Source organism: Phaeobacter sp. LSS9 (assembly GCF_003443595.1).
Lineage (GTDB): Bacteria > Pseudomonadota > Alphaproteobacteria > Rhodobacterales > Rhodobacteraceae > Phaeobacter > Phaeobacter piscinae.
This window is the reverse complement of the sequence record NZ_CP031956.1, coordinates 1,227,374-1,253,420: the sequence shown is the minus strand read 5'-3', so window position 1 is coordinate 1,253,420 and position 26,047 is coordinate 1,227,374. Positions and strand designations below refer to the sequence as shown.

Genomic DNA, 26,047 nt, shown 5'->3' with positions numbered 1-26,047 from the left:
CCATGCAGCAGTTCCAGCAATATATCGGCGGGGTGTTTTCCGACGGCTCTGCCCGTTTTGAGAGCCGCGATCCAGCAAGCGGAGAGGTTTGGGCGATGATGCCTGAGGCCCGCAAGGCGGATGTGGAGGCCGCGGTTGCAGCAGCGCGCGCGGCCTTCCACGCGCCGGGTTGGGCGGGCATGACCGCCACTGCGCGCGGCAAGCTGCTTTTTCGGCTGGCCGATTTGATTGCCGAAAATGCAGAGACCCTGGCCCGGTTGGAGACCCGTGATACTGGCAAGATCATTCGCGAAACCTCCGCCCAGATCGCCTATGTGGCCGACTACTACCGTTACTATGCTGGACTTGCAGACAAGATCGAAGGCGCCCATCTGCCGATTGACAAACCGGATATGGAGGTCTGGTTGCGCCGCGAACCGCTTGGGGTGGTGGCAGCCGTGGTGCCGTGGAATTCGCAGTTGTTTTTGGCGGCGGTCAAGATCGGCCCGGCACTGGCAGCAGGCTGTACTGTTGTGCTGAAGGCATCTGAGGAGGGGCCGGCACCGCTGCTGGAGTTTGCCCGGATCTTTGATCAGGCCGGGTTTCCGGCGGGGGTTTTGAACGTCATCACCGGATTTGGCGCCGATTGCGGCGCGGTGCTGACGTCCCATCCTGGGATTGATCACGTGGCATTCACCGGCGGGCCGGAGACCGCGCGCCATGTTGTGCGCAATTCAGCCGAGAACCTCGCCTCCACCTCTCTGGAACTGGGCGGAAAATCCCCCTTCATCGTGTTTGAAGACGCAGATATCGACAGCGCGGTCAATGCGCAGGTCTCTGCCATCTTTGCCGCGACAGGGCAAAGCTGCGTGGCTGGGTCTCGGCTGATCATTTCCAACCAAATCAAGGCGCAGTTTCTGCACCGGTTGAAGGAAAAAGCCGAGAACATCCGGATCGGTGCGCCAGAGCTACCCGAGACCGAGATTGGACCGCTCTGCACCGGTGCCCAGCTCAGCCGGGCCGAGGAACTGATCGTTGCCTCCTTGTCCGCTGGGGCGCAGCTTGTCACAGGCGGGCAGCGGCTGGAGCAAAGGGGGAATTTCTTTCCGCCGACCATACTCGATTGCTCTGAGGCACCCGAGGCGCCCTGTTTGCGGGAGGAATTCTTTGGCCCGGTCCTGTCGGTGCGCGGGTTCGACACTGAGGCTGAGGCGCTGGCGCTGGCCAATGACACTGACCATGGCCTTGCATCTGGCGTCTTCACCCGAGATCTCACCCGCGCGCATCGGATGATCCGGGGCATTCGGGCCGGCATTGTTTGGGTCAATACCTATCGTGCCGTCAGCCCGATTGCGCCCTTTGGCGGGCAGGGGCTGTCAGGCCATGGGCGCGAGGGCGGATTGCAGGCTGCGCTGGATTACACAAGGGTCAAGACGGTCTGGCTGCGCACCAGCGATGATCCCATTGCGGATCCCTTTGTCATGCGGTGACCGTCAGACGGCCGACGAACAGGCGGATACTGATGGGGTCATTTGGTGGTGCGGCAGGCTGCGCCCGAGGGTCACCCTCGGCGCAGCCGTATCGCGATCATTGGGGGCGAATGTCGCTGGCCATCTGGCGACCATCGCGCCCTTCGGTCATCTCGAAATCAACTTTTTGATTATCCGCCAGGCCGGTCAGCCCCGACCGTTCAACCTGTGAGATGTGCACAAACACATCTTTGCCGCCGCCTTCCGGCTCGATAAAGCCATAGCCCTTGGTTGTATTGAACCATTTCACGGTGCCACTCGCCATGTTCCCGTGTCTCCTTCCTTCTAGTGAGCCGCCGTGAAAAAACGATAATTTCATGTTTCCGGGCGACATGATCGGTTCCGCCGCAGTGCGCTGACAGAACAGGCCGGGGAGATTGTCCCAACCCGGTTTTAACTTTTGCACGGACCATGTAAAAATCAAGCAAAACAGTGTGGCTCTACCATAAATTGTGCTGAGCCGCCCCCTCGGGAAAGGAAAAACATGCAACTTTATGGATTGAAGACCTGTGACACCTGCCGCAAGGCGCTGAAACAGCTGCCGGAGGCGCAGCTGGTCGATGTGCGCGCCGATGGTGTGCCGGAGGCCGTTCTCACAGCAGCCTTGGCGCAGTTTGGCGATCGTCTGGTCAATACCCGCTCCACCACATGGCGCGGATTGAGCGAGGCGGAGCGGGCGACGGATCCCATAGCGCTGCTGAAGGTCCATCCGGCGCTGATGAAACGTCCGCTGATCAAATCAGGGGGCGATCTGCACCTCGGCTGGGATGCCAAAACCAAGGCGGCCCTTGGCGTTGAGGGCTAGGATCCCCATGTCAGTTCCGGAGTAGATGAGGAGAGCGGCAATGCGCAATGCAGCGCTGGTGCTGGGCATCGTGGCCGGGCTGATTGGCATGGTGGTTGGGTTTGCGGGATATGGCTATACCGCCGCCGTCGAGTATTTTGGCGAGGTCGACGGGATTGCCCGGCAGGTCGAGAATGTCGATCAGCTGCGGCTCTTGGCGGTGATTTCGCCCATTCTGGCGCTGGCGGGCGGCGCGATGGCACTGTCCCGCGCGCTGTGGGGCGGGGTGCTGCTGCTTGCGTCGGCGGCGGGGCTCTATGCCGGGTTCGGGTTGAATGTCTTTACCACCTTCCCGATCTCACTGGCGCTTCTGGCTGGGTTGCTTGCCTTGGCGGCGGGCAAACCGGATGAGCCGAAGGCGCATTTCTGAACCGACATGAATAACGGTCATGAAAAAAGGCGCCGCTGCGGATGCAGGGCGCCTTTTTTGGATTTGAAAGCAGGGCAGATCAGGCGGCGGCAGGCGCGGTGGCGCGTCGTGCCAGCGCATCCAGCGACAGCGGGCCTGCGCCCTTGAACACTAGAACCAGCAGCAGGAATGTCCACATCACCCGCTGATCCACCAGACCTATGGCATTGTCAAAAAGACTGCCCAGTTTGACGCCATGGCCGGTCACATCGACGATGGTCTGCACCCAGATGAAGCCAATGGTGCCAAGGGCGGCCAGCCGGGTGAGCAGCCCGACCAGGATCAGCGCGGGCAGAACATATTCTGCCACCGTCCCGGCAAAAATCACCAACCGCTGAAAGATATTGAGCTGCGAGACATCATAGAGCACGGCCTCAGCCGCATGCGGGAAGATCTGGCCGAAGGCACCGGCGGAAGGCGAGAAGATCGACCCATCCGTCTTCAGCCCGGCGGAGTTCCAGTAGTAAACCAACAGGACCGCCGCAAAGACCAGCCGCGCCAGGGTTGGGACGATGAACGCCGACAATCTGTCGGCCCTGCCGGTGAGAGAGGTGTAGGAGGAAACAAGCGCGTGCATCGGTTATCCTTTGCGATCTAAGTCAATGATTGCACCGCCTTGCAGCAACAGGGCGAGCGGGTGTGAGAGGTCGAAATCCGGGAGGTCGGCCTGAACCTTGGTCAGCGCCTCTTCCAGTGTGGCACCGGAGGTGAGGGCGGTGATCCAGTCGGCACCACCCGCAGGCAGCTCCTGCAGAACTGGATCGAATTCGGGCCGGGTGATCAGCACATCCTGCGCCATATGCCGGGGCTTGGGGGCGTTCTCTTCGGTATTGAAGCGCCAGATGTCATAGATCGGCCAGGGTGAGCGCAGCAGGGCAACGGCGGGGGCCAGCGTCAGCCGGGTCGCCATCAGCGCCTCCGGGGGCAGGGCTGCCAGACGCGCCGGGTCAACCGGCGTGGCGTCGCCCGCGTGATACGCCCGGCGCAGGGCCAGATCGAGCCGCGCCGCATCCGGCAGATAGCCGAGGTGTTTCAGCTGCTCCATCCCGGCAAGAAAATCTGGAAACTCCGCTCCATAGTGCATCATCAGCGGCGAGGAGGGCGGATGGGCGCGCAGATACAGACCCGCCAGCCCATCAAGGTTCTGTTTACCCAAGAGCTTCGCGATCAGGGGAAAGGCGCTGTGCATCGCCTCCGTCAGGGAGACGGCGACATTGTTGCGATAAACGCTGAACCGCCGCCCGGCAGGCTGGCCGGTCGCATCCAGCAGCCCCTCCGGCACCGGCTGCGCCGCATCGATCATGGCGCGGGTGAAATCTGTTTGCGAGACAGTCATGCCGGGACGCGCTCCAGCGCGGATGCGGCGCGCTCTGCCTCGGCGGCCAATACGGGCCAGTCGGGCACATCGGTGTCCCATTCAACCAGGACAGGTTTGGGGCCGGATTTGGCCAGCGTATAATCCAGCAGCGCCCAGACAGGATCCACCACCTCAGCGCCGTGGCTATCAATCAGCAGCGGCTTGCCGTTGTCGTCCTCATCCTCATCATGGCCGCCCAGGTGGATCTCGCCGACCTGATCCAGCGCGAAGGCATCGATATAGCCCTGAGGCGAGAAGTCGAGATTGATGGCAGAAACAAAGACGTTGTTCACATCCAGCAGCAGTCCGCAGCCGGTGCGGCGGGTGATCTCTGCCAGAAACTCCGGCTCTGACCATGTGCTTTCGGCAAAGGCGAGGTAGCTGGACGGGTTTTCCAGCAGCATCCGCCGCCCGATGCTGTCTTGCACCTGATTGATATGATCACAAACCCGCGCCAGCGTGGCATCCGTATAGGGCAGCGGCAGCAGGTCGTTGTAGAAATGGCTGTCATGGGTGGACCAGGCGAGATGCTCAGAAAAACTCGCCGGATTGAGCCAGCCGACCAGATGTTTCAGCCGTGCCAGATGATCGGCATCCAATGCCCCCTCGCCACCGATGGAGAGGCCGACGCCATGGACGGAGATAGCAAACTGTTCGCAGAGGTGGCGCAGCTGCGCCAGCGGGCGGCCACCGTCACCCATGTAGTTTTCGGCGTGGATTTCCAGCCATTTCACCGGGCCAGCATCGGCAAGGATATCGGCAAAATGCTGCGGCTTGTAGCCAACACCGGCTGCGGCGGGCAGGGAAGGGGCGGCGTCCAGCATGGCAGGTCCTCTGATCCGGTTACAAAAAGGGCGGGAGACTGCCCCCGCCCTTGGCCTTAATCCATTGCTTATGCAGGCAGGTCGCGCTCCAGCGGCTCCAGAGAGCCCTTGCGATCGCTGCCATCCGCCATCGCTGGCAGATCCATGCCTTCGCAGCTGCCGGCGTCCACGAGGGTCCAGGCATTGCCCTGATAATCGACGGTCGAGGTGCCGGCGCAGGTGGTGCCAGGACCGGCGGCGCAGTCGTTTTGACCGGCGAGGGAGACGCCATAGCATTTCTCTTTGGACTGGGCAGCAGCCGGGGTGACCATGGCAGAGGTCAGCGCAGCAGCAACGGCACCAGCGACGGCGAGGGATTTTGCAGTGTTGGACATTGGTGTCTTCCTTCTTTGGAAATTGGTTGCGAGGGCGGTGTTACAAGTCAGACATTAGCTCAGGCCGGGAAGTCTTTGAATTCACGAGCCTGTGTCTCACGCGGGCGTCAGCAGCCGTGACCGTATATTACAACCTTCTGGCTGCCGAACCCTTAAAACCATGCGCAAAAAGAAACCGGCCCCGCAAGTGGGGGCCGGTAAATGGGTAAAGATCAGCAAAAGACCGCAGAAATGTTACAGAAGATCCGGCGGCGTTGCCTCAATCGCCAAGGTTTTTGTTACAGCGTCCAGCGCTTCGACCTTGGTCTGTTTCTCGCCCAGACGCCGGACGGAGACGGTGCGCTCTTCAACTTCGCGGTGGCCGACGGCCAGAATGACCGGCACCTTGCCCACGGAATGCTCGCGGACCTTGTAGTTGATCTTCTCGTTTCGGATATCCGCCTCGGCCCGCACACCGGCGGCGCGCAGGGTCTCAACCACTTCGTTCACATAGTCATCCGCGTCCGATGTGATGGAGGCGACAACCACCTGACGCGGCGCCAGCCAAAACGGCAGCTTGCCTGCGTGCTCTTCGATCAGGATGCCGATGAAGCGTTCAAAACTGCCAAGGGTGGCGCGGTGCAGCATGAACGGGCGGTGCTTGCTGCCGTCCTGACCGATGAAATTCGCATCCAGACGTTCCGGCAGGTTAGGATCCACCTGCAGGGTGCCGCACTGCCAGTTCCGGCCAATCGCGTCGGTCAGGGTGAATTCCAGCTTGGGACCGTAGAAGGCACCTTCGCCGTCCAGCAGTTCATAGTCATAGCCCGCCGCCTTGCAGGCATCGCCAAGCGCCTTCTCCACCAGATCCCAGCTTTCATCGCTGCCGATCCGCTTTTCCGGGCGGGTCGAGAGCTTGATGGTCCAGTCGTGGAAGCCAAGATCGGCATAGACCTTCGACAGGAAGGCAATGAACTTGGCGGTTTCAGATTCGATCTGATCCTCGGCGCAGAAGATGTGACCATCATCCTGCGTAAAGCCGCGCACCCGCATGATGCCGTGCAGCGCGCCCGAAGGTTCATAGCGCGCACAGGAGCCGAACTCGGCCATGCGCAGCGGCAGATCGCGGTAGGATTTCAGACCCTGATTGAACACCTGCACGTGACAGGGGCAGTTCATCGGCTTCAGCGCGTTCACGGCCTTTTCACGGGCGTGATCCTCGTCGACCTCAACGATGAACATGTTTTCCTGGTATTTGTCCCAGTGACCCGAGGCCTCCCACAGTTTGCGGTCCACCACCTGCGGGGTGTTCACCTCAACATAGCCGTCACGGTCCTGCATGCGGCGCATGTAATCCTGCAGGGTGGTGTAGATCTTCCAGCCGTTCGGGTGCCAGAAGATTTGGCCGGGGGCCTCTTCCTGCATGTGGAAGAGGTTCATCTCGCGGCCGAGTTTGCGGTGGTCGCGCTTGGCGGCCTCTTCCAGCATATGGAGATGGGCTTTCAGCTTCTCCTTGCCGGTGAAGGCAACGCCATAGATCCGCTGCAGCATGGCGCGGTCGCTGTCGCCGCGCCAATAGGCGCCCGCGATGGACATCAGTTTGAAGGCATCACCCGGCAGCTGGCCGGTGTGCTGCAGGTGCGGGCCACGGCAGAGGTCCTGCCAGTCGCCATGCCAATACATCCGCAGCGGCTCATCGCCGGGGATGCTCTCGATCAGCTCGACCTTATAGGGTTCATTGTTGTCGGTGTAGTGCTGGATCGCGCGGGGGCGGTCCCAGACCTCGGTGCGCACCTCGTCCCGCTTGTTGATGATCTCTTTCATCTTCTTTTCGATGGTGCCGAGATCTTCGGGGGTGAAGGGCTCTGCGCGATCAAAGTCGTAGTACCAGCCGTTTTCAATCACCGGGCCGATGGTGACCTTGGTGTCGGGCCAGATCTCCTGCACCGCGCGCGCCATCACATGGGCCAGATCGTGGCGGATCAGCTCATTGGCCTGCTCTTCGTCCTTCATGGTGTGAAGCGCGATGGAGGCGTCGGTGTCAATCGGCCACTGCAGATCCCAATGCGCGCCGTTCACGGTGGCGGAGATCGCTTTTTTGCCAAGCGAGGTGGAAATAGAGGCTGCGACCTCAGCAGGGGTGATGCCTGCGTCATAGGATCGTGCATTGCCATCGGGGAAGGTGAGAGAGATTTGGGCCATTGTCTGGCTGCTCCTCGTCGGTTTGGCGCCCACTGAACGCCCGGTTGCGGGTTATATGTGTTTTGCCCGTTTGGCAGGGGCGCGCGAGGCTGTCAAGCGGGCGAGCGGCCAGCCCCGCGCGCTCCCCTGGATATTTTGTGCCAGAAGACGCAAAAGCCGGATTAGGGTCCTGGATCACGGGTCGGACTTAGGGGGCAGGAGCTGGCACAGCTTCGCGGATCAGGGCGGAGTAGTCTGGCGTGATGCCCTGGGCCTGCGCCTTGGCGGTGATACTACCAAGGTTGCGCAGCTCCTCGGTGCTGTAGCCTGTCGCCAGTACCCCCTGATCATGGGCGTATTCCGGCAGGTAGCCATTGGCCAGCACCCGCCAGTCCAGCGGCACGTCCTCAACGATGGTGCGGATCATCGTCATCACCACGGTGGTGCAGTTTGAGGTCAGTGAATTATACCATTGGGGCTGCGCGGCCAGCCTGTTTGCGGCATCGACATATTGCATCAGCAGCGCGCGGGCGGTGTCCGGATCGGTGTCGATGCGAAACAGCTGCACGTCCTCGCCGCGGGTATTGGTCCGCGTGCCCACCACGTCGCGCTCATCCGCTGCGATCAACACCAGCGTATTGGTCTTGAACAGATCCGCGATGGGGGAGAAACCACCGCCGACCTGGCGCCGCACCTCCACAGACCAGGCGATATGCGCGCCATCCTCAAAGCCAAAGCTGACCACCATATGCGCCATCTCCGGCCCGGCCCAGTAGGACATGAACAGATCGACGGTCTCCAGCTGGCTGAGGTCATAGCTGCGGGTTTCCCAGCGGGGGGTGAACTCGGTCGGGGTGGTCCAGTCGAAATTGCGCACATCTGTCAGCGTCAGGATATCGCCATCGCGGGTGCCGGTGACCTGCCGCGCGACATCCGGCGACCAGTTGGCCTCTGCCGGAGGTGTGAGGCTCGCCCACCACCAGATCAGCGCCGCAAGCGCGAGACAGAAGGTCGACAGCCCGCGCAAGGCCCGCCCCCGGATCACCGCCCAGAGGGTGGCCAGACCAAGACCGGCGAAGCCGGAAGCTGCGGCTGTGCGCCAGAGGCTGTCGACGGGCAGCCGGTACCACAGCGCCATGGCCCCCCAGACGGTGGTCAGCAGGATCAGCAGACAGAGGAGGCCGAGACAGAAAAGACGAAGGGCACGGGGCAAGGGCTGGCTCCTGATCGGGGGCAGAGAGGGATATCGCGCGGACCCTAGGCATGGCGGCGATGGGTCGCAAGGGTGTTGCGTCGGTCAAAAGTCGCCAAGTCTGAAGGCGTTGCCGCGTTGCACCTTGGCTGATCTGTGCCGGGATCCCATGCGGCTGAGGTGAAACACGCCATTGCCGTCGCGCCGTTGCCGTGGCAGATCTGAAGGCCTGTGATTTGGCACGATACCAACGGGGGACAGTATGACCGCAACCCAATTTCTGGACACTGATACCGGCCGCCGCCTGGCCTATCATCTGACCCCCGCAAGCGGCGAGACAGCGGCGCCGACGGTGGTGTTTCTGGGCGGGCTGAAATCCGACATGGAGGGCACCAAGGCGATACATCTGGAAGCATGGGCGCAGGCGCGGGGATTAGGCTTTCTGCGGTTTGACTACTCCGGCCACGGTGAAAGCTCCGGCACATTTGAAGACGGTTGCATTGGCGACTGGCATCAGGACACGCTGGCAGCGGTTCAGGCGCTGACCACGGGCAAAATTGTTCCCGTCGGCTCCTCCATGGGCGGCTGGCAGGCGCTCTTGCTGGCGCGGACCCTGCCGGAGCGGGTGGCGGGTCTGGTCACCATCGCTGCCGCCCCGGATTTTACCGAGGACGGCTATTGGGCCAATTTCACCGATGCCCAGAAGGCGGAGCTGGAGACGCGCGGGCAGGTCGAACTGCCCAGCGACTACATGGAGCCTTATGTGATCACCCAACGCATGATCGAGGACGGGCGCAACCATCTGGTGTTGCGCGCCCCGTTGGAGCTGGCGATGCCGGTGCGGTGTCTGCAAGGCACCGCTGATACCGCCGTCAGCACGGAAACCGCCCTGCGGCTGCTTGATCATGCCAGCTGCGCCGATATGCGCCTGCAACTGGTCAAAGATGCCGATCACCGCTTTTCGGACCCCGCCTGTCTGGCCCTGATCGAAACAGCTGTTGCAGAGGTTCTGGGGCTATCTGGCGCGGATGGGATCCGCTAAGCTGAAAGGAGAACGCCCTTCGCAGGGGCATCCTAACGCGCACCACGAGTTGTTAAAAATACGAGGCCTCCCTCATCAGGGATGCCATGGGCAGGAGAGGAACCGATGGACCAACGCATCAGCCTGATCACCCTCGGGGTGCCCGACATGGCGCAGGCCGCCGCCTTCTACGAGGCGCTTGGCTGGCAGCGGGCGGAGAGCCCTGATGGGGTCATTGCTTTTGACCTGATCTCACAGACATTGGGGCTGTATCCTTTGGCGGCGCTCGCTGAGGATATCGGCCTGCCGGTGGAAGACCTCGGCACCGGGGCGATGACCCTCAGCCACAACACCCGTAGTGCTGCGGATGTGGCCACGCTTCTGGCCAAGGCCGAGGCGGCAGGCGCCACAATCCTGCGCCCGGCGGGGGAGGTGTTCTGGGGCGGCACCATCGGCTATTTTCGCGCGCCCGACGGCCATATCTGGGAGATCGCGCATAATCCGTTCTCGCCGCTGTCTGACGACGGCGCGTTTCGCTGGAACGGCTACGGGACCGAGGCAGGAGGATAGGCGCGGGTGGCGGATCAACTGGGCAGAGCAGGGCAGACCGAGACGCGCGCTGGCGGGCCGGGTAATGCCCCTCTGGTGATGCTTCCGGGGCTGATGGGCACGGCGGAAGTCTTCGTGCCGCAGCTGCGGGCACTTTCCGGCGTGCTGCCAACCATGGTGGCGCCGCTTCTGGGCGGCGACCGGATTGAGCGCATCGCCGATCATCTGCTGACGCAGCTGCCAGCGCGGTTTGCGCTGGCTGGGCTGTCGATGGGCGGCATCGTTGCGATGGAAATCCTGCGCCGCGCGCCGGAGCGGGTCAGCCGGTTGTGTCTGATGTCGACCAGCCCCTTGCCCGATACGCCGACGCAGGCCGCCGAGTGGGAGCCGCTGATCATCGCGGCCCGCAGTGGTCGGCTGGAGGATGTTCTGCGCGGCTGCCTGCCGGTGGACAGTCTGGCGCCGTCGCCGCAGCGGCTTGATATCCTCAACATGATTTACCAACAGGGCTGCAGTCTGGGACCTGAGCTGTTTGTGGCGCAGGCGCGGGCCCTGCAGCGGCGCACTGATCAGCAGGCGGCACTGCGCCGTTTCAAGGGGCCGACCCTGATCCTCTGCGGGGCGCAGGATCGGCTGACGCCGCTGAAACGGCATGAATTTATGGCGGCCCTGATGCCCAACGCCCGGCTCTGCGTGATTGAGGAGGCAGGCCATCTGCCAACGCTGGAACAACCGGATCAGGTGACCGGTGCCATGGCCGCATGGCTGGCCGAGGTTGCCCCGGATCAGGACGAGAGACCGGACCCGCCGCGGGAGACTGCAACTACCGCTGCGGGCGGGGCACTACCGGCAGCGCCGTCGCTACCGCCACTGACCCTGACAAACCCGCTAAAGACCAGCTGACTCAGCCATTTATACGGAAGTTAGCGGAGCAGGGCTGCGCGCTCTTCCTTGCTGATCACCTCTGGTTTTGACACCGGCTCACCGCTTTCGACGTCGAAGAACGGTGTCTCCCTCCACCGGCCCGACAGCCGCGCCGAGATCATTCGGCTCAGCAGTGACATGACCATCCGTGCGGCACCTTCGGTGCGGGGCTGTTTGCCCTGTTTCGGAACAAACGCCCGCGCGCGGATCTTGCCCAGCGCGTCTTTATCGGCAAATCGATCCGACCGCAGCCCGGCGAAGGGCAGCGTGGGTTTGGCCAGCGTATTGGCCATTGGTGTGCCGCAGCAACCCGCGTACCAGCGAAACAGCCCCTTCGGACTGAGCCGCATGAGCCGCAACAGATCTTGTCCCTGATGGAACCGGACCCCGTCGGGATTGACCTGAAACAGATCAACCGGGCCCGGGGCCGGGTCGGGCTGATTGTGATAGATTTCATTGGCGCGGCAATCGGCGCAGAAGCAGACGATACGGGTGCCCGCCTTGCGCGCCTCTTGCGACAGCTCGCCACGGATTTTTCCGCAGTCACATGCGAAACTCAGCGGATCGGCCATTCTGGGCGCTCCTTTGTGTCATCGTCCGATTGGGTCAAACCCCGGTCCAGCCCGGTCCAGCTGTTGGCAGTGCGTCAGGCGGTTGCCTTGGCGCGTTTCGCGGCCGGTTTCTTTGCCTTGCGGGCGTTGGCGTTCATGAATTCGATCACCAGCGGGCGGATATTGTCACGCCAGCTGCGCCCGGCAAAGATTCCATAATGTCCCGCCCCCGGCTCCACATGGCTGGCCTTTTTCGTCTCCGGCAGGCCAGTGCAGAGATCCAGCGCGGCGATGCACTGACCGGGCGCCGAGATATCATCATTGGCGCCTTCGACGGTTTTGACCGCCACATCGGTGATTTTGCCGATATCCACCTTGTGCCCGGCGACGACAAATTCATTGCGCGCGATTTCGCCCCCTTTGAAGACACGCTCCACAGTGGAGAGATAGAACTCCGCCGTCATGTCCATCACGGCGAGATATTCGTCATAGAACCGGTTGTGGGCGTCGTGATCCGACGCCTCACCCCGGCTGACGCGCTGGATCTGGTCCATAAACGCCTTTGAGTGACGCTCACCGTTCATCGACATGAAAGAGCTGAGCTGCAACAGGCCTGGATACACCTTGCGGCCCACACCCTTATACTTGAAGCCGACGCGCTGGATCATCGTTTCTTCCAGCTGGCCCATGGTGACCCGGCGGCCAAAATCCGTCACATCCGTGGGGGTCGCATCGGGATCTACCGGCCCGCCAATCAGCGTCAGCGAACAGGGCTGGGCGCCGGGATCCTGTTCCGCGAGATAAGCGGTGGCCGCCAAGGTCAGCGGCGCTGGTTGGCAGACCGCAATCACATGGGTGTCCGGCCCCATCTCGCGCATGAAATCAACCAGGTAGAGGGTGTAATCTTCAATATCGAACTTGCCTGCGGAGACCGGAATATCGCGCGCGTTATGCCAGTCGGTGACATAGACTTCGCAGTTTTCGATCAGGCTTTTGACGGTGGAGCGCAGCAGGGTTGCGTAATGGCCCGACATCGGCGCCACCAGCAGCACCTTGCGCGGCTGTTCGGCGCGGCCTGCCACGCGGAAATGGATCAGATCGCCAAAGGGGCGTTCCACAACCGTGTCGATCTCCACCACGTGATCGCGGCCATCGGCGCAGGTCTGGGTGTAAATGCCCCAGTCCGGTTTGGTCACCATGCGCTGGAAACTGCGTTCCGTGACCTCGCCCCAGGCGGCCATCCAGCTGAGCGCGGGATTGGGGATCGCGGCAAAGGCGGGGTTCGACGCCATCGACAGGGCCGTTGCGCCAAGCCACTGGTTGGTGTTGCGCATGGTTTCCATCAGATCGTACGACATCATGTAACGCATGTTATATCTCCATTGCGTTGGCCGCTTGGATCCGATCTGAATCCACGTGCGGTTGTGTCACAACCCATCGGACGTTTCACTGCTTTGTCGTATGATGGGCGGACAGTATTCTGCATAGCAGAAAGATTACGGGGGATTTGTTAAGATGACAACAAGTGAGAGCACGGATCCGGACGTCTCACCGGAACATATTGAACGAATTAAAAAAAATATGGAGCAGGTTGAGCAACTTTCAAAACGTCTGATGGATGTTCTGGCTCAGAAAAAATCTCACCCCCCGTCACTGGATGGTCCGAATCAAGAGATTTTTGCACGCGCAGCAACGGCCTATTGGTCGGAAATGGCAAAAAACCCGGCAAAACTGCTCGAAAAACAAGTGTCGTATTGGGGCCAGGCGGTGGTGAATTTCGCCGAAGCTCAGTCGCTTTTGGCCAAATCCATGGACGGCGACGGTGCCGAGGACACCGCGCCTAGCTCTCCCGCCGACCGCCGCTTTGTCAATCCGATGTGGCAATCGAACCCCTATTTCCACTTTATCAAGCAGCAGTACCTCACCAATGCCGAGGCAATCCGCAACGCCGTGGCCGAGGTTGAGGATATCGACGACATCGACAAGCGGCGGCTCGGCTATTTTGCCGACCAGATCGTGCAGATGATGGCGCCCACCAATTTTCTGGCGACAAACCCCGACGCGCTGGAAAAGGCGGTGGAGACGGAAGGTCAGTCGCTGATTAAAGGTCTGGAGAATCTGGTTGCCGATCTGGAGGCCAATGACGGCGAACTGGTGGTGCGGCTGGCGGATGAGAGCGCCTTTGAAATCGGCCGCAATATCGCCACCACACCTGGTGAGGTTGTATTTCGCAACGAGATGATGGAGTTGATCCAGTATCGCCCCACCACGGAGACCGTGCATGAGGCCCCGATCGTGCTGTTCCCGCCCTGGATCAACAAGTTCTATATTCTCGACCTCAAGGCGCAGAATAGCCTGATCAAATGGGTGACCGAGCAGGGCTATACGCTGTTTGTGGTGTCCTGGCTCAACCCCGGCGCGGAGCACGCCGATCTGGGGCTGGAAGACTATATCGAGAAGGGCTATCTGAGCGCGATCGAGACCGCCAAGTCGATCTGCAAGGTCAAACAGGTCAATACTGTCGGCTACTGTATTGCGGGCACCACTCTCAGCCTGACCCTGTCGCTGCTGAAACAGCGGGGCGATACCTCGATCAAATCGGCGACGTTTTTCACCGCGCTGACAGATTTCTCCGATCAGGGAGAGTTCACGCCCTTCCTGCAAAATGATTTCATCGACGGGATCGAGGAGGAGATTACCAACAACGGTCTGCTGCGCTCTTATATTATGGCGCGGACATTTTCCTTCCTGCGCTCCAACGATCTGGTCTACGGCCCGGCCATCCGCAGCTATATGATGGGGGAGACGCCCCCAGCCTTTGATCTGCTGTATTGGAATGGCGATGGCGCCAACCTGCCGGGACGGATGGCGATGCAGTATCTGCGCGGCCTGTGCCAGCGCAATGAATTCGTGCGCGAGGGGTTTGATCTCATGGGCCATACGCTGCATGTGCGCGACGTGACTGTGCCGGTGATGGCGATCACCTGTGAGACCGATCATATCGCCCGCTGGAAAGACTGCTATCGCGGCGTGCAGCAGATGGGGTCGCGCTCAAAGACCTTTGTGGTGGCGCAGTCGGGTCACATTGCGGGCATCGTCAATCCGCCGACCCGCAACAAGTACGGCCATTACACCAATACCGATCTGAAGGTCGATGCCGACAGCTGGCGGGAGGGGGCCACCTTCAATGAAGGGTCCTGGTGGCCACGTTGGGAAAGCTGGCTCAAGAAACGGTCCGGCAAACAGGTCCCGGCCCGTGATCCCGGCGATTCCCAGCATCCGTCGCTGACGCCAGCGCCGGGAGACTATGTGCGGGTGAAGGCCCGCCGTCAGGCAAGCGATTGATTTTAGGTCGTTCCTAAAAATATTCTGCATTGCAGCAATAAAAATCTTGAAATGCTGCGATGCAGAAACAATATTGGGGTCATGCGAAGGCGGCAGAACGATCTGGCCGCGTAACCAAGAGGAACCAGTACAATGGCTAAGACCCAAGATTTTACCGCGATGATGAAAGACATGATGGGTGCGTTTCCGGTTGACACAACCGCGATGGAAGATGCGTTCAAAACCACCGCAGCCCTGAACGAAAAGCTGTCCAACGTTGCCCTGCAGGCCGCTGAGAAGTCCGCCGAGATTTCCAACAGCTGGGCCAAAGAAACCCTGACCAAGCTGAGCGACGTCTCCAAGGCACAGGCTGAGCCCGCGGATTACGCCAAAGCGGCAACCGATTTCGCGTCCGCCTCCGCTGAAGTGGCTGCCGAGAACATGGCCGCCTTTGCTGAAGTTGCGAAAAAGGTTCAGATGGACACCGTTGAGCTGCTGATGTCGGCTGGCAAGGACATGTCCGAAGAGGCGTCCGCCGCTGTGAAGAAGGCCACCAACGACGTGACCTCCGCTGCCAAAAAAGCCGCCGCTAAGTAAGCGCCGCGCGCATTTGCAAAGGGGTTTTATACTCCTCCCAATAAAATCTCTTTGCACCGAAGGGGGCAGGTCATCGGACCTGCCCTTTTTCGTTGTCCCATTACGGTTGCCCAATCAGGGCTTGCGAGGGGGTCGGCAGCCCAGCTTCGGAAACGGGGTAGGCCGCTTATTGGATCCGACGATCAATTGTTGCGCTGCTTGGCGTAACGCTTCCCTTTTGTTCTGCGCTCGCATAGGCTTTGCTGCAACGCATCATGTCTGGGGAGAAGTGACATGTCGGATCAGGATAAACCCTTGTTGATCAAACGATATGCCAGCCGACGGCTCTATAACACACAGACCAGCGATTATGTCACGCTGGAGGATATCGCCGGCTTCATCCGGGAGGGGCGCGAGGTTCAGATTGTCGACCTCAAGACAGGTGATGACCTGACCCGTCAGTATCTCCTGCAAATCATCGCCGAACACGAAAGCCGGGGCGAGAATATCCTGCCGGTGAATGTGCTCAATGATCTGGTGCGCAGCTATATGGTGCCGGGCGGCGGAGTGATGCCGCAGTTCCTGCAAAGCTCCTTCGAGATGCTGCGCGAGAACCAAAGCAAGATGGTTGAGAATATGAATGCGATGAACCCGATGGCGCAGATGCCGGGGTTTGAGGCGATCAAGGCGCAGCAGGAAGCTTTTCTGAAGGCGATGGCCGGTGGGTTCTCCGGCGGCTGGCCTGGGGCGAGCCAATCATCCGGCGACGCCGAGAGCGCTGAGGACGGCGACGGGCTGGATGATATCAAACGCCAGCTGGCCGAGTTGCAGGATAAATTGTCCAAGCTGAAGTGATCCGACGCACACCTCGCGCGCCATCCTGCGACCAAAGTCGCAAGGGCGCGCGCGTGTTTTTGATCCCGCTGGCTGCGCTCCGGCGCTAGACTAAACCCGTCAGGTCACGGCCCGTTCTGTCTATCGTCGGCCTTGCCCACCCTATCTGCGGCGGGCCTTGTCCGGTTATGGACCACCACGCGGCGACCGCCCCAACCCAGAGGTTTCAGATGTCGGCACCCGGATTGCAGCGCTTTGATAACATTCCTGAAACGGCGCTCGACTGGCACCGTGCAGGCAAGGACAGTGGCCAGCAAGGCGGCCGAGGCGCGGCATTGGCCACGGTGGTGGAGACATGGGGATCCGCCCCACGCCGCACCGGGTCCCAACTGGCGGTCGCCAGCGATGGCCGGATCGAAGGCTCCGTTTCAGGCGGCTGTGTCGAAGGTGCGGTGATCCTTGCCGCGCAGGAGGCCATCGCCGACGGGCGTCACCGGCTCTTGGAATTTGGCGTTAGCGACGAAGATGCCTTTGCCGTCGGGCTGGCCTGTGGCGGCACCATCCGCATTCTGGTTGAACCCATTGGCGGCACACTCGCCGAAGACACGCTGGCCGATCTGGTCGCCGCCCGCGCCGAACGCCGCGCGGTGTCTTATGTGGTGGACCTCGACAGTGGCGCGGGGCATCTGGACGCGGAGGGCTATACTGATCGCAAACGCATGGACCAATCAGGGACCGAGGCGGACGGCGCGACCTTCGTTGCGGTGCATAATCCACCCCTGCGGCTGATCGTGGTGGGTGCGGTGCATATCGCGCAGGCACTGGTGCCGATGGCGCGCATTGCGGGCTATGACCCGGTGATTGTCGACCCGCGCGCGGCCTTTGCCTCCGCTGAACGCTTCCCGGGGGAGAGCTTGGTGGAGGATTGGCCGGACGAGGCGATTGCGGCTCTCGGTCTTGATGCCCGCACCGCTGTTGTGCTGCTCACCCATGACCCGAAAATCGACGACCCCGCGCTGGAGGCCGCTCTGCACTCTGACTGTTTTTACATCGGTGCGCTGGGATCAACCCGCACCCACGCAAAACGGATCACCCGCATGCAGGAGGCCGGGCTTGATGAGGACACCTTGCAGCGCATCCATGGCCCCATCGGGCTTGATATCGGTGCGGCTGGGCCAGCTGAAATCGCTGTGTCCATCATTGCCGAGATGACGGCCGTGCTGCGCGGACGCAGGTCATGATCTTTGGTGCAGTGCCCCTGAATGAGGCGGCTGGCTGCTATCTGGCGCATTCTCTGCAGGGCGCGGAGCATCGTATCGCCAAGGGCACCCGACTGGCGGCGCAGGATCTGGCCGATCTTGCCGCCGCTGGGCATCGTCAGCTGACCGTGGTGCAGCTGGAACCGGGCGATATCCACGAAGATCGCGCGGCAGAGATGCTGGCAGAGGCGCTGCTGCCCGACGCCGCAGTCTTGGGTCTGCGGATCTCTGGTGCCGGGGCAGGGCGGGTCAACCTCCATGCGCTTGGCCCCGGTTTGATCCGGGTCGATGCTGCGCGGATCAACGCGCTGAATGCGGTCGATCCGATGATCACGCTGGCGACCGTGCCCGATTATCACCGTGCAGATGCGGGCGGCATGGTGGCCACGGCCAAGATCATCTCCTACGCGGTGGAGGAGGCCGCGCTTGCAGCCGCCACCTGCGATGTGGCCGGGGCGATCCGTCTGATCCCACCTCAGCTGCGCCGCGCCACCTTGATTGAAACCCGCACCAGCGCGGAAACCCCGCCAGACAAAGGGCGCGCCGCGATGATCGGGCGGCTTGACCGGTTCGGCATGTCGATGGCCCCCCGGCAGGTGGTGGCGCACCGCGAGGCAGAGCTGGCGACCGCCCTGCAATCGGTTGGTGCAGACAGCGATCTGATCCTGATCCTCACCGGGTCGGCCACCTCGGATCCGCTGGATGTGGCCCCTTCTGCGCTTCGGGCGGCTGGCGGTGAGGTCGCCCGTTTTGGCATGCCGGTGGATCCGGGCAATCTGTTGTTTCTGGGTGATTTGGCGGGGCGTCCGGTGCTGGGCTTGCCGGGCTGTGCGCGCTCGCCTGCCTTGAACGGCGCCGATTGGGTGCTGGAACGGCTGGTCTGCGGTATCAATGTGAGCAGCGCAGATATCGCCGCCATGGGGGTTGGTGGCCTCCTCAAAGAAATCCCCACACGGCCCCGCCCACGCCGCAGCGACGTCTGAGCGAGGTCTGGCAGCGCCCTGCGACTTTAGTCCAAGCCCTGCGAATAATGCTTCGCGCCGGCTGTTGCGCCGTGCTTAACTTCTGTCAGCGAGTTTACGCGAGCCAAGGGAGGAGTTGATGGTGAAAGTCACAATGACCGTAAACGGTCGGACTGCCAGCGGAGAGGTCGAGGGACGCACGTTGCTGTCCGGTTTCCTGCGAGAGGAACTGGGCCTGACCGGCACCCATGTCGGCTGCGACACCAGCCAATGCGGCGCCTGCGTCGTCCATGTGGACGGCAAGGCGGTGAAATCCTGCACCATGCTGGCGGCAGAGGCTGACGGCGCAGAAGTTGCCACGATCGAGGGGCAAGCCGCCCCGGATGGCACATTAAACACAATTCAGCAGGCGTTTCGGGATCATCACGGGCTGCAATGCGGCTTCTGCACGCCGGGTATGGTGATGTCCGCAGCTGCGCTGTTGAAGGACAATCCAAAGCCCAGCGAACAGGAAATCCGCGAATACCTTGAGGGCAACCTGTGCCGCTGCACCGGCTACCACAATATCGTCAAGGCGATCATGGCGGCTTCGGGTCAGGACGTCTCTGCCGTCGCGGCAGAATAGGGCCAGCCCCCCCAGACCCCGCCTCAAAGGGAGCCACAGCACTGTGGCCGGGAAGACAGGCGGGCACGGTGGTCGCACAGGCGACCCAGTTCAGAACCAAAGCATGACCAAGAGGTCTGCCGCGCGCAGACCGTCCAGGGAGGAGATTTGGACAATGCCAAAGGATAGCGGCATCGGCGCCAGCCCAAAACGGCGCGAAGACGTGCGGTTCCTGACCGGAACCGGTAATTACACAGATGACATTAACCTGAACGGCCAGGCCTATGTGCATTTCCTGCGCTCGGATGTGGCCCATGGTCGGCTGACCTCGGTTGACACCGCTGATGCCGCCGCCATGCCCGGCGTGGTGCGGATTTTTACCGGCGCGGATTTTGAAGGTGTCGGCGGGCTGCCCTGCGGTTGGCAGGTGACTGACCGTCACGGCGAGGTGATGCAGGAGCCGGCCCATCCGGTGCTCGCTCAGGGCAAGGTGCGCCATGTCGGCGATCCCATCGCGGCCGTTGTTGCCGAAACGGCTGAGCAGGCGCGCGATGCCGCGGAGGCCATCGCCGTTGAGATCGAGGACCTGCCTGCGGTCATCAACATGAAAGAAGCGGTCAAGGATGGCGCCACAAAGGTGCATGACGATCTGACCTCCAACCTCTGCTATGACTGGGGATTTGTAGAAGAAAACCGCGATGCCGTGGACAAGGCCATCAAGGATGCGGCCCATGTCACCACGCTGGAACTGGTCAACAACCGTCTGGTCGCAAACCCGATGGAGCCGCGCGTCGCGGTGGGGGATTTCAACCGCGCCACTGGCGACAGCACGCTTTATACCACCTCGCAGAACCCGCATGTGATCCGCCTTCTGATGGGTGCCTTTGTGCTGGGCATCCCGGAGCATAAACTGCGTGTTGTGGCCCCGGATGTGGGGGGTGGTTTTGGCTCCAAGATCTTCCACTACGCCGAAGAGGCCTTCTGCACCTTTGCCGCCAAGGCCCTCAATCGGGCGGTGAAATGGACCTCCTCCCGGTCGGAGGCGTTTATGTCTGACGCCCATGGCCGCGATCATGTGACCAAGATCGAACTGGCGCTGGACGCGGACAACAACTTCACCGCGCTGCGCACCGAAACCTATGCAAATATGGGCGCGTATCTGTCGACCTTTGCGCCTTCGGTCCCGACCTGGCTGCATGGCACGCTGATGGCCGGCAATTACAAAACGCCGCTGATCTATGTGAATGTGAAGGCGGTGTTCACCAATACCGTTGCTGTTGATGCCTATCGTGGCGCTGGCCGGCCCGAGGCGACCTATCAGCTGGAGCGGGTCATTGATAAGGCCGCGCGCGAGTTGGGCGTGGATCCGATTGCGCTGCGCCGACAGAACTTTATCACCGAGTTCCCCTATGCCACGCCGGTTGCGGTGGAATATGACACCGGTGACTATGTGGCGACGATGGACAAGCTGGAAGAGATTGCTGATCTCAGCGGTTTTGCTGCGCGCCGCGCCCGCAGCGAGGCCAAGGGCAAGCTGCGCGGGCTTGGCGTCAACTGCTATATCGAGGCTTGTGGCATTGCGCCGTCGAACCTCGTGGGGCAGCTGGGGGCCCGTGCTGGTCTCTATGAAAGTGCGACGGTGCGGGTGAATGCCACTGGCGGTATCGTCGTCATGACCGGCAGTCACAGCCATGGGCAGGGGCATGAGACGTCCTTCCCGCAGGTGATCGCCGATATGATCGGTATCCCGGAGGATATGGTCGAAATCGAACATGGCGATACCGACAAGGCTCCGATGGGCATGGGCACCTATGGCTCGCGCTCGCTGGCGGTCGGCGGCTCTGCCATGGTGCGCGCCACCGAGAAGATCATCGCCAAGGCCAAGAAGATCGCAGCCCATATCCTGGAGGCCTCAGATGCGGATATCGAACTGAAGGACGGTCAATTTACCGTTGCAGGCACAGATAAATCTCTGGCCTGGGGTGATGTGACCCTTGCGGCCTATGTGCCGCATAATTACCCGCTTGAGGATATCGAACCGGGGTTGGAGGAGACTGCGTTTTACGACCCGGCGAATTTCACTTACCCTTCGGGCGCCTATGCCTGCGAGGTGGAGGTTGATCCCGACACGGGCAAGGTCACCATCGAAAGCTTTGCGGCGGCGGATGACTTTGGCAATATCGTCAATCCGATGATCGTCGACGGTCAGGTGCATGGTGGCATTGGTCAGGGCATCGGTCAGGCGCTCTTGGAAGGATGTGTCTATGATGACGACGGACAGCTGCTGTCGGCGTCCTTCATGGATTACGCCATGCCCCGCGCCGATGATCTGCCGTTCTACACCGTCGATCATTCCTGTCAGACGCCCTGCACGCATAACCCATTGGGTGTGAAGGGCTGCGGCGAGGCGGGCGCCATCGGCACCCCGCCTGCGGTGGTCAATGCGGTGGTGGATGCGCTGCAATCGGCCAGCAAGGATGTCACTCATATCGACATGCCCCTGAGCCCGGCACGGGTCTGGGCGGCGATGAACGGCTAAGGGTTCATGGGGGCGCTGCCCCCATACCCCCGGAGTATTTTCGGAAAGATGACAGCCGGTCAGCCGGTTTTCGGAAAGGATACGACATGTATGAATTCGAGTTCGAGAAGCCCTCGACCATCGCGGATGCGGTGAAGGCATTGGGCGCGGAGGACGCGCAGGCGCTTGGTGGGGGGCAGACCCTGATCCCAACGCTGAAACAGCGTCTGGCGATGCCCAGCACCTTGGTGAGCCTCAGCGGCATTGCCGAGATGCGGGGCGTCTGCCCGGATGGCGACGGGCTGGCCATTGGCGGCGCCACCACCCACGGCGAGGTCGAAGCCGCCACCGCTGACAGCTACCCCGCCCTGTCGGCGCTGGCGGGGCAGATCGGCGATCCTGCGGTGCGCAACCGGGGCACCATTGGCGGCTCGCTCGCCAATAACGACCCATCAGCCTGCTACCCGGCGGCAGCACTCGCCAGCGGTGCCACCATCGTGACCAACAGCCGCGAAATTGCGGCGGATGATTATTTTCAGGGGTTGTTCACCACCGCGCTGGAGGAGGGGGAGATCATCACCAATATCCGCCTACCGGTGCCACAGGCGGCCCATTATGAGAAATTTGTCCAGCCCGCCTCGCGCTTTGCCCTTGTTGGGGTGTTTGTCGCGCGCTTTGCCGACGTTGTGCGTGTGGCCGTGACCGGCGCCTCCGAGGAAGGTGTCTTCCGCTGGAGCGCGGCAGAGGCGGCGCTATCGGCGAATTTCTCCCCCGATGCCATTGAGGGCCTCAGTGTGGATCCGGATGGGATGATCGGCGACCTGCATGGCACCAAGGCCTACCGGGCGCATCTGGTTGGGGTGATCACCAAACGGGCGGTGGCTGCTGCGGGATAACCCCGCCATTTTGGAACACGCACCAGCCCCGGCGCCGCGCCGGGGCTGGTTCTTTTATCGGGAGGGGTCAGGCGCGCAGATAGCCTGACATGGTGTCGAGCAATGTCTGCGTGCGCCCCGAGAGGTTGCGGATTTCCGACGCGATCACTGCAAACCCTTTGCCCTGATCGCCAATACGCGCCGCCTCGATTGAGGCATTGAAGGCAATCAGCTGAATATGACGGCCCACGGTTTCTGCATTCTCAATGGCATCACGCATCCCCTCGTCGCGGGCGCTGTCGCGGGATTTCTGTGCCTCAAACATATTCTTGGTCATGTCGATCAGGAACTGCGACACAATTGGTTCGACCTTGTAGAGCGCCTGCGCGGTGAGCGACGGCATCTCGCGCACGCGCTCCAGGATCTGGCCATCAGATTGCGTGCTCAGCACCTCGGCGAAAGGGGCCAGCGCATCAATGGATTTCTTGCGCTGGCTGCCAAGATCAGCTGGCAATTCGTATTCACTTTCCGCCAGCAATTTATCGAGCCCGGCGGTCAGCATCTCATAAGCGGCCCTGATCCGATGTACCGACTGATCCAGCAGCTCCTTCATGGTGTCTGGGGCGTGCTGGCTGTCTTCATTGGCCAGAACCACCAGCGCCAGAGAGGCGGCACGGCAGGGGGCGATGGCCATGAAGGCACTGTTTTGGACGTCGCTGAGAGGCTTCAAGGGAGGCTCCATATTTGCGGTTGTTTTGTGTCGGAAGCGACCGAACTCCCTTCAGGAGCTAAGGGGGGAGCGTAAAGAAAACGTGAGTATTGAATGCACCAAACACAATTCCGGAGGAAATCTCCCCATGGGCGACGCAGGCACAAAAAAACCCCGCACCGGAGGGGGCGGGGTTTTGCATAACAGATGTTGCGGCAGGGATTATTTCTGCGGCAGTGGGCCGATCATCATGATCATCTGACGGCCTTCCATCTTGGGCATGTTTTCGACTTTGCCCAGTTCCTTGATATCCTCTGCAACACGCAGCAGCAGCTCACGGCCCAGGTTCTGGTGGGCCATTTCGCGGCCACGGAACCGCAGGGTGATCTTCACCTTGTCGCCGTTTTCCAGGAACTTGTACACGTTGCGCATTTTCACGTCGTAGTCATGGGTGTCCGTGTTGGGACGGAACTTGACCTCTTTGACCTCGATGATCTTCTGCTTCTTGCGTGCTTCGCTTTCCCGCTTTTGCTGTTCATATTTGAACTTGCCGTAATCCATGATCTTGCACACGGGCGGGGTGGCGTTGGGCGAAATCTCGACCAGATCGAGACCGGCCTCTTCTGCCATCTGCATCGCCTTGGCGGGGTGAACCACGCCGACGTTTTCCCCTTCGGCGCCAATCAGGCGAATTTCAGGAGCACGGATTTTTTCGTTGGTGCGCGGGCCGGTGTCGCGTTGCGGCGGCGCATTATGGGGTCTGCGGGCTATGACGTCTATCCTTCTGTCACTTCGGAAAAGTGCCCGGAAAATAACGGTCCCGGGCCTGCGATTCAAGTCAATTGCGGGTATGACCGCGCATATCGCGGTTTTCAAGGTTTGTTTGCACCTCAGAGCGTCAGCAAAGGGTTAATTCTGCGCTGCGCTGATCTTGGCAGACCAGTAATGCCAGACTGGCAGGGTTTGGCCGATGCGGCGGTTTGGCGTTTATTCCCCTTGTAGTTTCAGGCCCCTAAGCCCAAGTGCTATGCCGCAAGCTGCGCCCATGTGCGCAGCATTTGGAGAGAGAAGGAGATCTATCATGAAACCGATCGTCATTGGCCTGGGTGTGGGAGCCGTCGCATTGGGCGGATATTTCTATGTCTCCTCCATGGAGACCAGCGAGCCGGCGCCGGAAACCGTTATCGTGACGCCAGAAGCCGAGACCCCCGCAGAGGAGACGGCCGAGACCGCTGGCGAGGTTGCCGCAGAGGTGGAGAGCGATATCGCCACCGCCGCTGAGGAGGCCGAAAGCGCAATCGAAAGCTCCGTTGAGGCCGCGACAGATGCGGTGAATGAGGCCGCCGCCGCCGTGAGCGAGACGGCCGAGGAAACCGTGAACGAAATTGCCGAGGGGCTGACCGACAGTGCCAACCAGCTGCAGGATAGCGCGGCGGCTGCGGTCGACGAGGCCAACGAGGGTGCAGCGGCGCTGAGTGAGGAGGCCACCGCGACAGCGGAGGCGGCTGGCGATGCGGTTGCGGATACTGCAGCTGCGGCAGAGGATGCGGCAGAAGGCGCCGCCGATGAGGTTGCAGAGACCGCCAATGACGCTGCGGAGACCGTGAGCGAGACAGCTGAGGCCGCGACAGACGGTGTGGCGGATGCTGCCGGTGACGCCATCGCCGCCGCAGAAGAGGGCACCGAGGCCGCCAAGGATGCGCTGCTGACACCGGAAGGTTTCAACTACGACAAGGTGATCACGATGATCGAGGAGTCCTCAATCGAGGCGACGCAGAAGGCGCTGCTGATCACCACCCTGGGCCAGGCCCGCGACAACCCGGCACTGCTGGAAGCGACGCTGAACCGCATCAAGGACGCGCTGCCGCAATAAGCGAACTGAGACAGCTATCAAACACCAAGGCCCCCGTCAGAGAGTGACGGGGGCCTTTCTTTTGCGCCGACAGCGCTGGGGCTTAGTGGGCCATCATTCCGGCGGCAATCTCCGCGCCGCTCAAGTCAGCATGGAAATAGGTCGGCCAGTTGGTCACCTCAGTCAGCAGTTCCGCGCGATCATCGCCCCAATATAGGTGATAGTGATCGACTTTGGTTGGCACGATTTCATGGTCGCTGAACTGAATGAACTGAGGTGCCGCCGCGTCTCCGCCTGACTTTTCAAAGATAAATCGGACCCCCTGATTGCCTGATGCGTAGGTCAGGATTTCATATCCGTCGTTGGTGTACTGGCCCTGCACAGGCTGGCCATTGCGGAAGAATGTGACGCTGGAGCCGTCGATCAAAATACGCTCCACATCCGTTTTGTAGCCAGCCTCATAGTACGCGCGATAGTCTTCGGCGGTCTTTTCCCCACTCTCTGCTTTGTGCGCCATCACCGGATCCAGAGTGCCGTCCTGCATAAACGGATAGACCGATTGCCAGTCGGCCTCCCAGTCAGAGAGGTCACGGGGCTGGATCTCTGCTTCGTTGATCAGCACAGGTTCTTTGGCCTGATGGCTGTGATTGTGGGTCGAGGTGGAGCTGGTCGCGGTTTGGGCCGGGGCCTGCGTGGACAGGGCAACCAGCGCGGCCACGGCAAGGAGGTCAGGTCGTTTGAGGATTGTACGTAGCATTTACGTCTCCAGCGGTTTTTGAATGAGTGAATGTAATGTTACAACATAACGGTTACCGTTTAAG

At 61.3% G+C, this 26,047-nt stretch carries 27 protein-coding genes; 15 read left to right on the top strand and 12 right to left on the bottom strand.

Annotation, left to right across the window (positions count from 1 at the left end; genetic code table 11):
* The first annotated feature begins 2 nt into the window (after positions 1–2).
* Positions 3–1,469: an aldehyde dehydrogenase gene (locus D1820_RS05995; RefSeq protein WP_118068210.1), complete on the top strand. Its 1,467-nt coding sequence runs from the start codon at positions 3–5 to the stop codon at positions 1,467–1,469.
* Positions 1,470–1,566: 97 nt separating this feature from the next.
* On the opposite strand, the gene D1820_RS05990 is transcribed toward D1820_RS05995, so the two are convergent.
* On the bottom strand, positions 1,567–1,773 hold the full coding sequence (locus D1820_RS05990) for a cold-shock protein (protein ID WP_014875099.1): 207 nt from the start codon (positions 1,771–1,773) through the stop codon (positions 1,567–1,569).
* Between the two features lie 219 nt (positions 1,774–1,992).
* Between D1820_RS05990 and D1820_RS05985 the strand changes: the two genes are divergently transcribed.
* Together D1820_RS05985 and D1820_RS05980 are read left to right on the top strand one after the other, a co-directional pair.
* Positions 1,993–2,313 carry an arsenate reductase family protein gene (locus D1820_RS05985; protein WP_118068209.1) on the top strand — a complete coding sequence of 107 codons (321 nt, stop codon included), beginning with the start codon at positions 1,993–1,995 and terminating at the stop codon, positions 2,311–2,313.
* A 40-nt stretch (positions 2,314–2,353) separates the two neighbouring features.
* Complete coding sequence (locus tag D1820_RS05980; RefSeq protein ID WP_118068208.1) at positions 2,354–2,722, top strand: hypothetical protein; 369 nt, start codon at positions 2,354–2,356, stop codon at positions 2,720–2,722.
* A gap of 79 nt (positions 2,723–2,801) precedes the next feature.
* On the opposite strand, the gene D1820_RS05975 is transcribed toward D1820_RS05980, so the two are convergent.
* From D1820_RS05975 to D1820_RS05950, 6 genes are all read right to left on the bottom strand, one after another.
* Positions 2,802–3,338: a DoxX family protein gene (locus tag D1820_RS05975; RefSeq protein ID WP_118068207.1), complete on the bottom strand. Its 537-nt coding sequence runs from the start codon at positions 3,336–3,338 to the stop codon at positions 2,802–2,804.
* A 3-nt stretch (positions 3,339–3,341) separates the two neighbouring features.
* Positions 3,342–4,097: a DNA-binding domain-containing protein gene (locus tag D1820_RS05970; RefSeq protein ID WP_118068206.1), complete on the bottom strand. Its 756-nt coding sequence runs from the start codon at positions 4,095–4,097 to the stop codon at positions 3,342–3,344.
* On the bottom strand, positions 4,094–4,942 hold the full coding sequence (locus tag D1820_RS05965; RefSeq protein ID WP_118068205.1) for a DUF692 family multinuclear iron-containing protein: 849 nt from the start codon (positions 4,940–4,942) through the stop codon (positions 4,094–4,096). The genes D1820_RS05970 and D1820_RS05965 overlap by 4 nt, the downstream gene beginning before the upstream one ends.
* A gap of 68 nt (positions 4,943–5,010) precedes the next feature.
* Entirely contained in the window at positions 5,011–5,316 is a 306-nt protein-coding gene (locus D1820_RS05960; RefSeq protein WP_014875093.1) for a DUF2282 domain-containing protein, read from the bottom strand.
* Positions 5,317–5,550: 234 nt separating this feature from the next.
* Positions 5,551–7,497, bottom strand: coding sequence for a threonine--tRNA ligase (gene thrS / locus D1820_RS05955; protein ID WP_118068204.1), 1,947 nt, complete (start codon positions 7,495–7,497; stop codon positions 5,551–5,553).
* A 187-nt stretch (positions 7,498–7,684) separates the two neighbouring features.
* Positions 7,685–8,689 carry a DUF4105 domain-containing protein gene (locus D1820_RS05950; RefSeq protein WP_118068203.1) on the bottom strand — a complete coding sequence of 335 codons (1,005 nt, stop codon included), beginning with the start codon at positions 8,687–8,689 and terminating at the stop codon, positions 7,685–7,687.
* A gap of 241 nt (positions 8,690–8,930) precedes the next feature.
* Between D1820_RS05950 and D1820_RS05945 the strand changes: the two genes are divergently transcribed.
* The 3 genes from D1820_RS05945 to D1820_RS05935 all read left to right on the top strand — a co-directional run bounded on the left by D1820_RS05945 (position 8,931) and on the right by D1820_RS05935 (position 11,141).
* On the top strand, positions 8,931–9,710 hold the full coding sequence (locus tag D1820_RS05945) for an alpha/beta hydrolase (RefSeq protein WP_118068202.1): 780 nt from the start codon (positions 8,931–8,933) through the stop codon (positions 9,708–9,710).
* A gap of 105 nt (positions 9,711–9,815) precedes the next feature.
* The gene (locus tag D1820_RS05940; RefSeq protein ID WP_118068201.1) at positions 9,816–10,259 is read left to right on the top strand and encodes a VOC family protein; all 444 of its coding nucleotides are present in this window, start codon (positions 9,816–9,818) and stop codon (positions 10,257–10,259) included.
* A gap of 6 nt (positions 10,260–10,265) precedes the next feature.
* Positions 10,266–11,141 (top strand): alpha/beta fold hydrolase, encoded by an 876-nt coding sequence (locus tag D1820_RS05935; protein ID WP_118068200.1) that lies wholly within the window; start codon positions 10,266–10,268, stop codon positions 11,139–11,141.
* Between the two features lie 20 nt (positions 11,142–11,161).
* Here D1820_RS05935 and D1820_RS05930 read toward each other — a convergent pair whose 3' ends face one another.
* Together D1820_RS05930 and phaZ are read right to left on the bottom strand one after the other, a co-directional pair.
* A complete protein-coding gene (locus D1820_RS05930) occupies positions 11,162–11,734 on the bottom strand; it encodes a DUF6151 family protein (RefSeq protein WP_118068199.1) in 573 nt (190 codons plus the stop codon).
* A 74-nt stretch (positions 11,735–11,808) separates the two neighbouring features.
* Positions 11,809–13,083, bottom strand: coding sequence for a polyhydroxyalkanoate depolymerase (phaZ, locus tag D1820_RS05925; RefSeq protein WP_040179960.1), 1,275 nt, complete (start codon positions 13,081–13,083; stop codon positions 11,809–11,811).
* Positions 13,084–13,228: 145 nt separating this feature from the next.
* On the opposite strand from phaZ, the gene phaC reads away from it, so the two are divergent.
* The 8 genes from phaC (at position 13,229) to D1820_RS05885 (ending at position 22,686) form a co-directional block, all read left to right on the top strand.
* Positions 13,229–15,058 carry a class I poly(R)-hydroxyalkanoic acid synthase gene (phaC, locus tag D1820_RS05920; protein WP_118068198.1) on the top strand — a complete coding sequence of 610 codons (1,830 nt, stop codon included), beginning with the start codon at positions 13,229–13,231 and terminating at the stop codon, positions 15,056–15,058.
* Positions 15,059–15,190: 132 nt separating this feature from the next.
* Entirely contained in the window at positions 15,191–15,634 is a 444-nt protein-coding gene (locus tag D1820_RS05915; protein ID WP_040170543.1) for a hypothetical protein, read from the top strand.
* A 273-nt stretch (positions 15,635–15,907) separates the two neighbouring features.
* Positions 15,908–16,468, top strand: a complete 561-nt coding sequence (phaR, locus tag D1820_RS05910) for a polyhydroxyalkanoate synthesis repressor PhaR (protein WP_040170544.1) — start codon at positions 15,908–15,910, stop codon at positions 16,466–16,468.
* A gap of 209 nt (positions 16,469–16,677) precedes the next feature.
* The gene (locus tag D1820_RS05905; protein ID WP_118070060.1) at positions 16,678–17,688 is read left to right on the top strand and encodes an XdhC family protein; all 1,011 of its coding nucleotides are present in this window, start codon (positions 16,678–16,680) and stop codon (positions 17,686–17,688) included.
* A complete protein-coding gene (locus D1820_RS05900; protein ID WP_118068197.1) occupies positions 17,685–18,689 on the top strand; it encodes a molybdopterin-binding protein in 1,005 nt (334 codons plus the stop codon). Before D1820_RS05905 ends, D1820_RS05900 begins: the two co-directional genes overlap by 4 nt.
* 118 nt (positions 18,690–18,807) lie before the next feature.
* Positions 18,808–19,293: a (2Fe-2S)-binding protein gene (locus tag D1820_RS05895; RefSeq protein WP_118068196.1), complete on the top strand. Its 486-nt coding sequence runs from the start codon at positions 18,808–18,810 to the stop codon at positions 19,291–19,293.
* Between the two features lie 154 nt (positions 19,294–19,447).
* Positions 19,448–21,811 (top strand): xanthine dehydrogenase family protein molybdopterin-binding subunit, encoded by a 2,364-nt coding sequence (locus tag D1820_RS05890; RefSeq protein ID WP_118068195.1) that lies wholly within the window; start codon positions 19,448–19,450, stop codon positions 21,809–21,811.
* An 86-nt stretch (positions 21,812–21,897) separates the two neighbouring features.
* Complete coding sequence (locus D1820_RS05885) at positions 21,898–22,686, top strand: xanthine dehydrogenase family protein subunit M (RefSeq protein WP_118068194.1); 789 nt, start codon at positions 21,898–21,900, stop codon at positions 22,684–22,686.
* Between the two features lie 67 nt (positions 22,687–22,753).
* On the opposite strand, the gene D1820_RS19275 is transcribed toward D1820_RS05885, so the two are convergent.
* Positions 22,754–23,395, bottom strand: coding sequence for a methyl-accepting chemotaxis protein (locus tag D1820_RS19275; RefSeq protein ID WP_254683151.1), 642 nt, complete (start codon positions 23,393–23,395; stop codon positions 22,754–22,756).
* 201 nt (positions 23,396–23,596) lie between these two features.
* On the bottom strand, positions 23,597–24,145 hold the full coding sequence (gene infC / locus D1820_RS05875; RefSeq protein ID WP_040170869.1) for a translation initiation factor IF-3: 549 nt from the start codon (positions 24,143–24,145) through the stop codon (positions 23,597–23,599).
* Positions 24,146–24,455: 310 nt separating this feature from the next.
* On the opposite strand from infC, the gene D1820_RS05870 reads away from it, so the two are divergent.
* On the top strand, positions 24,456–25,247 hold the full coding sequence (locus tag D1820_RS05870) for a hypothetical protein (RefSeq protein WP_254683364.1): 792 nt from the start codon (positions 24,456–24,458) through the stop codon (positions 25,245–25,247).
* A gap of 82 nt (positions 25,248–25,329) precedes the next feature.
* On the opposite strand, the gene D1820_RS05865 is transcribed toward D1820_RS05870, so the two are convergent.
* Positions 25,330–25,983 carry a metal-binding protein ZinT gene (locus tag D1820_RS05865; RefSeq protein ID WP_118068192.1) on the bottom strand — a complete coding sequence of 218 codons (654 nt, stop codon included), beginning with the start codon at positions 25,981–25,983 and terminating at the stop codon, positions 25,330–25,332.
* Positions 25,984–26,047: the final 64 nt, after the last annotated feature.